Origin of the sequence: Nocardia sp. NPDC127526, assembly GCF_042672265.1 — a bacterium.
Lineage (GTDB): Bacteria > Actinomycetota > Actinomycetes > Mycobacteriales > Mycobacteriaceae > Nocardia.
Genome location: NZ_JBHXVO010000002.1, coordinates 187,815 through 199,523, shown reverse-complemented (window position 1 = coordinate 199,523; position 11,709 = coordinate 187,815). Strand labels below are relative to the sequence as shown.

Annotated in this window: 9 protein-coding genes; 8 read left to right on the top strand and 1 reads right to left on the bottom strand. The window is 69.3% G+C overall.

What is annotated here, in order from left to right; all coding sequences use genetic code 11:
* Positions 1-19: 19 nt before the first annotated feature.
* From ACFVIV_RS04005 to ACFVIV_RS03990, 4 genes are read left to right on the top strand one after another with little or no spacing between them, the layout of a single operon-like run.
* Entirely contained in the window at positions 20-1,804 is a 1,785-nt protein-coding gene (locus ACFVIV_RS04005) for a hypothetical protein (protein WP_379193289.1), read from the top strand.
* Positions 1,801-3,501 (top strand): hypothetical protein, encoded by a 1,701-nt coding sequence (locus ACFVIV_RS04000; protein WP_379193288.1) that lies wholly within the window; start codon positions 1,801-1,803, stop codon positions 3,499-3,501. Before ACFVIV_RS04005 ends, ACFVIV_RS04000 begins: the two co-directional genes overlap by 4 nt.
* Positions 3,502-3,530: 29 nt before the next feature.
* Complete coding sequence (locus tag ACFVIV_RS03995; protein ID WP_379193287.1) at positions 3,531-5,255, top strand: hypothetical protein; 1,725 nt, start codon at positions 3,531-3,533, stop codon at positions 5,253-5,255.
* Between the two features lie 21 nt (positions 5,256-5,276).
* On the top strand, positions 5,277-7,520 hold the full coding sequence (locus ACFVIV_RS03990; protein WP_379193286.1) for a hypothetical protein: 2,244 nt from the start codon (positions 5,277-5,279) through the stop codon (positions 7,518-7,520).
* Positions 7,521-7,562: 42 nt separating this feature from the next.
* Here the strand turns inward: ACFVIV_RS03990 and ACFVIV_RS03985 are convergent, their stop codons facing one another.
* A complete protein-coding gene (locus tag ACFVIV_RS03985; protein ID WP_379193285.1) occupies positions 7,563-8,402 on the bottom strand; it encodes a hypothetical protein in 840 nt (279 codons plus the stop codon).
* A gap of 133 nt (positions 8,403-8,535) precedes the next feature.
* Here ACFVIV_RS03985 and ACFVIV_RS03980 point away from each other — a divergent pair, with 133 nt between their 5' ends.
* The 4 genes from ACFVIV_RS03980 to ACFVIV_RS03965 are packed head-to-tail and all read left to right on the top strand — an operon-like array spanning position 8,536 to position 11,668.
* Positions 8,536-9,885 (top strand): carboxymuconolactone decarboxylase family protein, encoded by a 1,350-nt coding sequence (locus ACFVIV_RS03980; protein ID WP_379193284.1) that lies wholly within the window; start codon positions 8,536-8,538, stop codon positions 9,883-9,885.
* A 29-nt stretch (positions 9,886-9,914) separates the two neighbouring features.
* Entirely contained in the window at positions 9,915-10,385 is a 471-nt protein-coding gene (locus tag ACFVIV_RS03975) for an SRPBCC family protein (RefSeq protein WP_379193283.1), read from the top strand.
* A 48-nt stretch (positions 10,386-10,433) separates the two neighbouring features.
* A complete protein-coding gene (locus ACFVIV_RS03970) occupies positions 10,434-11,027 on the top strand; it encodes a TetR/AcrR family transcriptional regulator (protein ID WP_379193282.1) in 594 nt (197 codons plus the stop codon).
* Between the two features lie 5 nt (positions 11,028-11,032).
* Positions 11,033-11,668, top strand: a complete 636-nt coding sequence (locus ACFVIV_RS03965; protein ID WP_379193281.1) for a TetR/AcrR family transcriptional regulator — start codon at positions 11,033-11,035, stop codon at positions 11,666-11,668.
* The last annotated feature ends 41 nt before the right edge of the window (positions 11,669-11,709 follow it).

The window sequence follows — 11,709 nt, the reverse complement described above, 5'->3', positions numbered from 1 at the left end:
TGGTCGGCGCACCCTTCTCGTGGCTGCCACCGCTGTTGCGGGGGCATTGCTCGGAGGCGGCCGCGCCACCGCCGACCCGTCCGATTCGGGGCGGTCCGAGACGATTCTGGATAACAGTGACGGGCTGATCGTCAGCGAGGTGACGTGGTACGCCCCGATGCCGTCCGGCGCGCTGCCGCATCCGCCCGACCTCGACCACATCGGTTACCTGCGAGTCCGAGCCGAGGACGGGCCGGACGATCCGGCCGCGGCCGACGCGGTGATCTCCACCCAGGCCGGCGCGTCGGAGGGGCCGGCCTCCCTGGACCCGCTCGCGCGGAACACCGTGCGCGAGTTGCGCAGGCGCGGGATCCGGGCGGAATTCTGGGTCATGGACCGGCGCGACAATCGGGTCAAGGACGCCACCGGCTTGACCGCCGCCGTCGAGGCGGGCGACTACCGGATCGCGCTGGACTACTACTACCGGGGCGGCGAAGCGGGCGGGCGGCGCTTCGACGGTTTCACCGTGCGGGGTGAGCGCGCCAATCTGCTCGCCGATTACGGCCTGCGCCAGTTGATCGAGGATTGGCATTTCATTCACACCCATGAACTGCCGGATCCGTCGCTGCGCCGGCGGAAACTGTTCATCGGCGGGCATTCCTACGGCGGGCAGATGATCGCTGTGTACGCCTCCTGGGATTTCGGCGATCGCGGCGATTACACCGACGCGGGCAGCAATCAGATCGCGGGATACGTCAGTGTGGACGGACCGATGCACACGCGGATCGCCCCGGACCACATTCCGGTGTTCTCCCAGGGGATCCGGATGTTCTGGGACAGCCCCCTCGGCGCCATGCCGGTGGAGGTGGTGAATCAGGGGCTGCGGCTGGGCGTCCTGCCGCGCACCGTGGCGCTGCCCAATGTGCTCGACGCGTTCACCGAGGACATTCCGCCCGAGGTGCTGCCGAATCCCTTCCCCGACATCGCGACGATGCTCAACGTCATCGGCATTGCCGCTCGCTTCGAGCCGGAAGCGGAATCGCCGCTGCCGCGCGAACTTCCGCAGTCGTGGCTGTGGGAGACCGTGGGGCGGGTCATCTTCGGCGGCGGCCTCCCCGAGATGATCTCCAATCAACCGAATTTCCGGGACTTCCGCATGACCAACGCGGCCGTGCTGGGAGCGACCTACAGCAGTCACGGCGTGGGCAGCTTCTTCGCCACCGCCTTCGGCACCTACGACGGCGGGCCGGTGGTGGAACGCAAGGTGCCCTTCGGCACCGAATTCAACGCCATCCCCCTGCTGGGCTGGGGCACCAGCTTCGCCACCTGGGTGCCGCGCATGGCCATGGCCGAACCCGGACGGCTCTACACCTGGCGCAACTACGACCGGGTCGGCGAACCGTACGACTTCCCGCAGCGGGCCGCCGACGGCGGCCCGTTCTCCACACCGGCGCAACAGCATTGCGACGCCCGCCAGATCGCCGCCGCGGTGGGCGGCGCCCGCCTCGGGTTCCTCGAGCCCTACGTCTCCACCCGCCAGTACACCGACGAGCTGTTCATGCTGAGCGGAAACCGCAGCGGGGACTTCCGGTTCCTGCGGTTCGAGGACTTCCGCGGCCGGGTCCCGGGTATCCAGCTGGTCAGCGCCCAGCTGTGGGGCAAGTTCCGCTGGGTCCCCGGTTTCGTGGAGCCGGACGCCGTTCCGGTCGCCGACTACAGCCACCAGGACATGATCAATGCCGCCGCCGTGCAGAACGACGGCACCCCCGATCCGGTCATGTGGCACACCGCCGATTTCGTCCAGCGCACTCTGGAGACCCTGTGATTCGCCGCTTCCTCCGTACGACCCGCCATGGTCTGGCCGCCCTCGCGATCGCCTGCACCACCGTGGCGGCAGCGCCCGCGCATGCCCAGCCGGCCGCCCAGCCGCCGGACCCGGTCTATCCGTTCACCCAGGTCGGCCAGCTGCTGACCGGGACCGTCCGGGATCTCACCGCGCCGGGCATGGCCGAGTACCTGCTGCGCGCCGGCATCGCGGTCAACGCGGCCAATCTCGCGCGACCGTTCGCGGGGCTGACCGATCCGCTGACCTGGACCGGACCCGACGCCCAGCAGCGGCAGCTGACCGCGGCACAGCAGATCTTCGACGCGCTCGTGCACAATGTGCCCTTCGGCGCCGGGCTGCCGCCGCATCCGGACTACCTGCCCGACTGGAATCACGACGGCAACTTCTTCAGTGACGTGACCGACGCGGTACTCGACGACGACTATGCCGATCCGGGCGTGCGGGAAGCGCTATTCCGATACCCCTGCATCAACCCCGACGGCAGCGTCTTCTACGAAAATACCGACGGCGCTTGCGTTCCGGGGAACACCGCGACCGGATTCAAGCTCGGCACCGTCACCAAGTTCACCATTGTCAACAATCGCGGGATCCCGCTCATCGCGAAAATCTGGCTGCCCGAAGGGGCGCAGAGCTCCGGTGCGCGCTATCCGGTCACCGTCATGGCGCCGGGCGCGACCGAGAAGCAGATCGATGTCGCCATGTACACGCAGTCGGCGGTGCGCAAGGGCTTCATCGGCATCACCTTCGAGGAGGCCGGAAACGGCACCGGCGCAGGCAATGTGGGCGATATGTACCTGCCGTTGCTCGGCGTGCCGCGATGCCAGACGCCCGGCGCGTGCCGCGATGTGCAGGATGTGGTGCGCTGGCTCAACGCCGCGCCCATCACCCCGATCGCCGACCCGGGCAACGAGATCGGCAATGCGCTGGCCGGTCTCATGCCGCGGCTGGTGCGGCAGAATCCGGCCTACGCCCCGGCGGGTGACAATCTCGTCAATCCGTGGATCGATCTGATGGATCTCGACCACGTCAACCTCTGGGGCCAGTCCTACGGTTCGGTCGGCGTCAGCGCCTACCCGTACTGGCAGGACAAGGGCGTCGGCATCGACGGGCAACCGCTGCCCAGGGTCGCCAGTATCGTCGCGCTGTCCGGCTTCTCGGACGCGCCCGCGGCGATCCCGATCCAGTACCAGACCGCCGATTTCGACATTCCGGCGCTCGGCGCGTACGGAATCACCTCCACGCCCAATGGTTTCGTGGACGCCACCGACGGGCCCATCGGCACCAAGGAACGCTACGACATCCTGCGGCAGGACAAGACCCGCACCGCGCCGCTGCAATTCATCACCTATGAGAGCGGCAGTCACGGCGATTCGATCAACTGGCCGGGCGTGCCGCGCAATGTGCTGTCGCCGCACCTGTCGACCACCTACGCGGTCAACTGGTTCCAGTGCTACGGCCGCGCCGATGCGGACGACTCGGCCTGTGCCGCGCTGGCCGAACCGCTGCCGGGGCTCTCGCGCGCCTTCGCCACCGAGTACTCGCCGCAGGGTCCGGCCGGTCCCAGCTACTGCGTGGCCATTCCGGATCGGGCCACCCTGATCCAGGCCGTCCTGCGCCCGGACTGGTTCCAGCAGAACCAGACCGGCCCCGCCCGCTACGACTGCACACCCCGTTGACCGCCGCATCCGCGACACCCGGAGGCTCCATGAGATTCGCCCGCGCACTCCGCTGGCCGCTGGCGGCGGCGACCGCCGCCCTGTTCGTCCTGCCGGCGGCGGCCTTGCCGAGCGCTCACGCGGAAACACCGGGGCGCACCGAGGTTCCCGTCGACCGGCGCGGGGATATCGAGGTCACGCGGGTCACCTGGGATGCGCCCCTGCCCGAGGGCTCGGCCTCGCACCCGGAGTCCTGCGACACGCTGTCGTTCCTGCGCTACCGATTCGCCGACGGTCCATCCGACGCGCAGGACGCCGACGCGATCGTCAGCGCGCAGGCGGGCAATATCGGCGGACCGAGTTCGCTGGGCACCCTCGCGGTTTCGACCCTGCACAAGCTGCGGGCGGCGGGCACCACCGCCGAATACTGGGTGATGGCGCGCCGGCCGGTGTGCCTGGAAGACCGCACCGGCATGAGCGCCGCCGTGCGGGCGCGGGACTATCGGCTCGCGCTCGACTACTACTTCCGCGGGCAGCCGGTGAACGGACGGACCTGGACCGGCTGGGCGGACATTGCGCAGCAGCAGTGGCTGGCCGACTACGGGCTGAAACAGACCATCGAGGACTGGCATGTCGTCAACCGCAGCGAAATACCCTCGGCCGCGGACCGCAAAGCCCGGCTGTTCCTCACCGGGCATTCCCTCGGCGGCCCGCTGACCAGCGACTACGGTCAATGGGAATTCGCCGACGGACCCGGGTACGCCCAGATCGCCGGCGTCATGGGCGTGGACGGGCCGATCCGCTCGGACCCGTTCCTGGTCAAGCAGTTCGGGTTGCAGCCGGTGGCGGATGTGTACGCCATGATCGGCATGCCGGTGGCGCAGGCCGTCCTCGACGCCGGGATCGCACCGCAGTCCACGCAATTCGGCATCGCGAATACTGGAGACTTGTTCAACCTCATTAATATCGCCGGTATCGCGGCCCGCTTCGAGCCGGAGTCGGAAAGCCTGATCCCGCAGGCGATCCCGCGTACGCCCTTCTGGGATATCGTGCTCGGCACGCTGTTTCCCGGCGGCCCGGACTTCCGGGAGTGGCGGTTGACCAATGCCGCCGTCCTCGGCGCGCTGATCGGCAAGGTCTCCATGCCCTCGGTCGGAGTGCAGGCCGGGTTCGGCACATTCGAGGGACCGGTCGTGGAGAAGCGGGTGGTCATTCCGCCCGAGCTGACCCAGCTCCCCGTGGTGGGCGGGATGCTGAAGGTGGTGTCGTCGAATCGCCTGGTGCGACCGGCGGATCCGGTCGGCCGGCTCAACGGCTGGCTCGACTACGACGACCTCGACCGGGCGCAGGACGGCGGTGCGCCGTTCACCACGCCCGAGGAGCAGGTGGCGGCGCTCGCCGATGTGGCCGTCGACGTGGGCGCGGGCGACCTCGGCTACACCACGGCCTTCGACTCCAACCGGCAGCTGCTGGACATGGCGTTCGCGGGCACCGGCTACCGCGGCGGCGACCTCGCCGGACTGCGCCACGCCGACTACCTCGACCGCGTCCCGAACGTCACCGTCATCGGCGACATCTGGCGGCCGTACCAGCAACTCGGCCCGAACCTGGGGTTGCCGTGGCTGGAATTCGGCCAGCCCGCCGCGGCGGTGTACGCGCACAACTTCAGCCACTTGGACATGGTCGCGGGGGCCGAGCGGCAGAACAGCGGCCGACCCGAACCGGTGAGCAGCACGGCGGCGGATTTCATCCTCGGCGTGCTGGGAAACCGCTGACCCGGATTGCGGAGAGACAGAGTGCGGCACTGGGTTTCGGTGAGCCTGGCGATTGCCCTGTGCGCCTGCCCCGGTATGCGGACGGCAAGCGCGGAACCGGCGACGGCGAGCGAGCATCGCGCCGATGGCTCGATCGGCGACTGGTCCGGCGCGGCCACCATGCTGGCGGGGCGGACCACCATGGACCGCGGTGAACTGATCTACGACGACTACCTGTACGACGACTACGGACCGAACCTGGACCGGCTGCCGAATCCGACGCCGTTCCAGTCGCTGCTGTCGACCACCAATGGCGACTACCGGTATCCGGCCGAGGACTCCTATGGGTACAACGCGGCGGATCTGCGGCAGTTCCGGGTCGCCGCCGATGACGACGCTCTGCACCTGGCGGTCTTCTTCCAAACCCTGAAGACGTCCGGCACTTCGATCGCGATGGTCGCGATCGACACCGACGGCGATACCGCCACGGGTGCGGCGCAATGGCTCGACGGGGCCGATCTGCGGACGCCGGGCTGCGATGTGTTCGTCACGATCTGGGGGAGCGGAGCCCGGGTGACAACGGCGGACGGCCGCGTCACGGCCGTACCGCACGGAATCGATCTGGCGGAGAACGTCTTCGAGGCGGACGTACCGTGGGAGACGCTGGGCCGGGTGGCCGACGGGGCCCGGCTCGGCATCGTCACCGGACTCTCCGACGGCGATCGATTCCGACAGCAGAAGCCCGGTGCGACAGCTGTTTTCGATGCCGGGTTCCAGGGCGCCGAAGAGTACGGCAAGATCGAACCGCCGACCGGCGCGGATACTTCGCTGACCGCGCTCGATATGTGGAGTGACCGCCGGCAATCGGCCGCTCTGGCCGGCGGCGACCTCTCGTCGTTCCTGCATTCGCTGAATACGGCCGCGCTGCAACAGCGGCGGTCGGAATCCTTCGTCCTGACCCCGGGCTTCTACAACCGCAACTTCCGGTCGCGGTACGACTACGGTGAGGGCGCCGTCGGCGGCAACGGCGCCCCCGCCCTGACCCGCCAGACCGAACCGATGTTCAAATCCGGGTACCAGCCCTATGCGCTGTACATCCCGGAAGGCTACGACCCGGCGCGTCCCACCCCGGTGATTCTGGACCTGCACTCGTTCATGAACAATATGAACCAGTACGCCGCGCTGACACCGAATCGCCTGCGGCAGTTCGGCGATGGCACTGGCGCGCTCGTGTTCACACCGCTGGGTCGGTCCACCAACCCGTCTGCCATTCCCGATATCGGCATCCTGGACGTCCTGGAGGTCTGGGACGATCTCGCCGCACACTACGCCGTCGATCCGGACCGCACCGCCGTCACCGGCATGGCGGAAGGCGGCTTGCAGGCCTATCGCCTCGGCCTGCTCATGCCGGATCGATTCGCCAGGGCCGCAGTGCATCTGGGACCGATCAAGGACCCGATCTACCTGGGCCCCGGCCTCCCGGCGGTCGCGCGCCCCGGCCTGGAGGTCCTGGGCGACACCAGCCTGCTGGCCGAGAACGCGTTCAACCTGCCCTACGAACTCAATTACTCCTCGACGGCCCCGTTGGTTCCCCTCGTCGGGGCCCGCGCCCTGGAGTCCATCTATCAGCAGGCGGGCAACCCCTATCGCTTCTACGACAATCCCACCCTCATCGAACCCTTCGACGTCTTCTACCACGACGACTGGGCGCATTCGGCCGCCTGGCTCACCGAAACCCCCAGGGCGACAACGCCGGTCCGCGTCCGCTATGTGCGCTATCCGGTCCATGACCCGGGTCGCGGCACCGATATCCGCTTCGACCGCGCCTACTGGGTGTCCGACCTCGAGGTCCGCGACACCGCCGCGGGCGAGTCCGCGCACGGTTCGATCGATGCCACCACCTTCGCGCTCGGTGGTCACTTGCCCGCGACGGCCCCGGAACAGCCGGCCCTCGATCTCAGCGATCCGGGTGCACCGGGGTTCGTCAATGGAGCGCGGCGCGTCGACGGCGCGCCGATCGAGCCCGCGAACGGTTTCGCGATGACGCTGACGAATATCGGCTCGGTGCGCCTGGACACCGCCCGCATGGGCCTGTCGTCCGACGCGCCGGTGACTGCCACCTGTCGCGGTGACGGCCCCACCACCATCCGATTCGGCGGTTTCCGGCCGGGCACCCCGCACGCGGAGCTCGACGGCGTTCCGATTCCGATCACCCAGGAAGACAACGGCATTGCCGTGACCGTCGATCTGCGCGCCGGTGTCGACCACACCCTCACGCTGCGCTGACGTGCCCGGTGCGCAGCGCATGACACCGGTCGTGTCCGCCGGTCAGCCGGGGATGAGGGGAACCTCGTAGTGGGTGTGCTGGGCGCGCAGGTGCAGACCCGCCATGGGCAGTGCCCGGCGGACGGCCTCATCGGAGAATTCGAACACGCCGAGTTCGGTCACCTCGGGGCGCGCCTCGCGCAGCTGGGTCAGCAGGGCCGCGAAAAGCGCCGCCAATTCCTCTGGTTCGGCATCGTCGTGGTCGATGTCCTCACCGACATTGATATACGCCTGATCGTCCACCGCGAGCGCGGTGATCGAGGCCCGGGGTGTGCTCACCGAGAACGTGGTGTGCGGCGGCGTCTCGGTGGCCGAGGTGATGAGCTCGGCGGGCGCCGGCAGGTCGGCGGGAGGCTGCCAGGACGCCGGGCGCGCGAACCAGATGCGGGAATCGCCCGGCTCGGCCCGGGCGTGCAGCCGCGCCGCCGCCTGCCCCTCGGGTTGGGTGTCGCCGCCGGAGAACCGCAGTGCGCGCAGGCCGATGGCGCGGGCGGCGTCGGCGGAGCGCAGATACAGGCGGGTGATCACGTCGAATTCGTCGGGTGTGGGCTGCGGATCGGCCTCGCCGTGAAAGCGGGCGGCTTCGCGCGGCAGGTACGCGGCTTGCGCGCGGGCCGTCGCGGCGTCGTCCGGGTCGCGGTACACCCAGCTCCAGCCGAGGAGCCGGCCGTCCCGTCGGGCGGTCACCACACCGAGGGTGTCCGGCCGGTCGGTCTCGAATGCTGTGTCGTCGTAGTCGGTCTCGGCGGGTGCGGAGGTCCCGAAGCCCGCGTAGATCTCGGGGGTGAGCCGCGCCTCCGCATCGGGCCGGCCGTCCCACTCCAAGATCAATTCTGAGGTCATGCACCCAGCCTAGACAGCAGCGGTCACCGGGTGGACAGTTGCGGCCGGTTGCGTGTCCGGCCTGTACTTCGAGGAAAACATCACTGTAATATTCGATCCGCGGACAACCGCGGCGCATGCGAGGAGGCAGGGCGTGACCGATATCGATATTTCCCGGCGGTGGCGGCAGATCGATTCGCCCAGAACGGAACTGGGGCGATTCGCCACGACCGGGCCGGTGGCGTGGACGGCGTCGCGGATCGGCGGCGCGATCACCGGCGGCGGCCGCGTGCACGCGATCGAGGCCATCGGCCTGGTGCCCGGACTTGCCAAGTACTACGGGGTCTTCTTCGGCTATGTGAATTCCCTGGCCGGCCTGTCCCGATTCGACAGCGAGCTGATCATCCTGCGCACCGCGTGGACGGCCGGCTCGTACTACGAATGGTTCCAGCATGTGCACGTTTCGCGGATCGCCGGGCTGACCGTGCGTGATGTGGCGCGCGTGGCGGCGGGGCCGGACGCGGACGGCTGGGACGAGCGGCAGCGGGCCCTGCTCACCGCGGTCGACGAACTCGTGGCGTATCGATGCGTCTCCGACGCCACCTGGGCGGCACTGCGCGAATTCTACGACGATCGGCGGATGGCCGATCTGTGTTTGCTGACCGGCAATTACGCCATGCTGGCCATGTTGCTCAATAGTGTCGGCGCGGCGGTGGAGGACGGCGGCTGGCAGTCGCGGGCCATGCGGTGGCTGCGCCGGGGCGAGGCCACCGCCGGGGTGCTGGACCGGATGCGGCCGGACATAGCGTGCGACACCTGTCCGGCGGTGCCGCCGCCGCCCACCCACGGCGTCGACGACGACGCGGACCAGGCCACCGCGATCGCGCGGCTGAGCGCGGCATCGCATTGGGGCGTCGGCGATTCCGGTCGTGTCGCGCTCGGCGGATTCCGCGACACCGGCCTGCTGGCATGGCTGCTCTCGCGCGCGGGTGGCGCCATCACCCGCGGTGGGTCGGTCGCCGCGGCCGACGCGCTCGGGGTCGACCCGCGCATGATGCGGCACTATCTGCCGTTCGCCGCCAAACTGGTGCTCGGCTCGCGGCTGCCGCGCCGCGATGCCGAACTCGCGACGCTGCGGATCGCGTGGAACTCCGGGGTGCGCTACGAATGGTATTACCACGCACACCTTTCCCGGCTCGGCGGCCTGACCCTCGGTGAGGTGGAGCGGGCGGCGGCCGGGCCGCTGGCGCCCGGCTGGCCCGAGCGGGAGCGCGCCCTGCTCACCGCCGTCGACGAATTGTATTCGGCGCGTTGTATTTCCGATGCGACGTGGACGCTACTGCGGGGCCACTACAGTGAGCGTGAACTGGCCGCCCTGTGCGTGCTCGTCGGTTATTACGACATGCTCGCCATGCTGTTCCGCAGTTTCGGCGTAGAGCCGGAACCCGGTGCGCTGCGCCGTGGACCACTGGCCCGGCTGCGCAGCCGGCGCGTCACCGCCTAGCTCCAGTTCGCACCCCAGGAAGGAACCTTGTGGCCGTCGCCCGCCTCACCGAGATCATCCCCGCCCCGATCGATGTCGTCTTCGAGGTGCTGACCGACCATCGCCGCTACGCGGACATCACACCGCTGCGCGCGGTGGACATGGAATGCGACGGCCGGCCCGAGCCCAATGGCGTCGGCGCGATCCGGATCATCTATGTCCTGGGCCGCCGCTTCCCCGCGGTGCGCGAACAGGTGACCGAGTACGACGCGCCGGAGCGGTTCGCGTACCGCATCGTGTCCGGGCTGCCCGGTGACATCCACGGCGAAGTGAAGCTCACTGTCGTTCCCGAGGGCACTCGCATGGAGTACCGGCACGAAGTGATTCCGCCCTTCCCGCTGCCGGAAGTCCTGGTGCGGGCGGGGAGCCGGTTCGTGATCGGCTTTCTGGTGCGCGGCGTCGCGCGCGAATCGTGCCGGGTCAGCCGGCGGCGGCAGGGCCGGGCGCAGACGGATGCGTAGACTGACGCCACCGGGCGGGTCCCGGCCGCAGCGGGATCGGAGGTACGGGTGACGGCGCGTCGCGAGCAGATCCTCGACGCCGCACGCGATCTCATCGTGCGCGACGGCTTCGCCGCGGTGAGCATGCACGCCATCGCGCGGGCCACGGGTCTCACCCGCCCGGCCGTGTATGCCGAATTCGGCGATCGGGACGAGCTTTTCGCGGCGTTGATCGACCGCGAGGAGCGGGTGGTGATGGATATGGCCATGGCGTCCATGCCCGAACTGCCCGTGGACGCCGACCCGATCCGATTCGCGGCCGAGATGGCCGACGCCTACCTGGACATGGTGCTGGACATTCCGCAGAGCTGCCGTTTCGTCCTGATGCCCGCCGAGGGTGCGCCGCCGGGCACCTCCGAGCGCGTCGAGCGTGGGAAAGCCGAAGTGCGCGAACGCAGTCGGGCGCTGATCTCGATGGCCGCGGCCCTGCGGGACCGTGCCGTGGACACCGAACTGCTGAGCCACGCGGCGTTCTCGGTCAGCGAGACCGCCGCCCTGCTGGTCCTGGACTCCGATCGCGCCGACAGTCGTGCGGCGGTGTCGAAGACGCTGCGCTGGCTGGCGGAGCGCGCCGTCACGTCCGTCGCCGGCAGGCAGGAATAGCGCAAATGCCGCAGGGCAGCACCGGAACGACCAAACGCCGCTATCCCAAGCGCCTCGCACCCGCCGAGCGCCGGGAGCAATTGCTCGACGCCGCGCTGCGGATCGTGGCGGATGCCGGTTTCGGCGACGTGAGCATCGCATCCGTCGCCGAGCGCGGGGGAGTGTCGCGGCCGGTCGTCTACGACTCCTTCGGCAGCAGCGCGGAACTGCTCGACGCGCTCATCCGCCGCGAGACCGCGCGAATGGGCGAGGCGGTCGAGCGCGCCACGGCCGGACTCGACGACCCGTCCGCCGAACCCGCCGCCGCATTGCGAGCCGGCCTGGAGAGTTTCCTGATCGACGTGCGCGCCATGCCGGACACCTGGCGGTTGGTCTATTTCCCGATCGACGGCGTGCCCCCGGCGCTTCGGGATCGGGTCGCGGCGGCGCGCGACGAACTGCGCGCACCGCTGCGCCGGGTGCTCGGCGCCTGGCTGGACGGCCATCCCGCCGACGCGGACCGGGTGGATCTGGAGGTCCTGGTGCGGATCGTGCAGGGCCTCATCCAGACCGGCGCGCGCCTGATCCTGAACGAGCCACAACGGTTCGACATCCCGCGCGTCGTTTCCCTGCTCGATTACCTGCTGGCCGAAAACAGCTGAGCCGCCGGGAGTTCTCGTGCCGGCGGCGCACTGGGCCACGA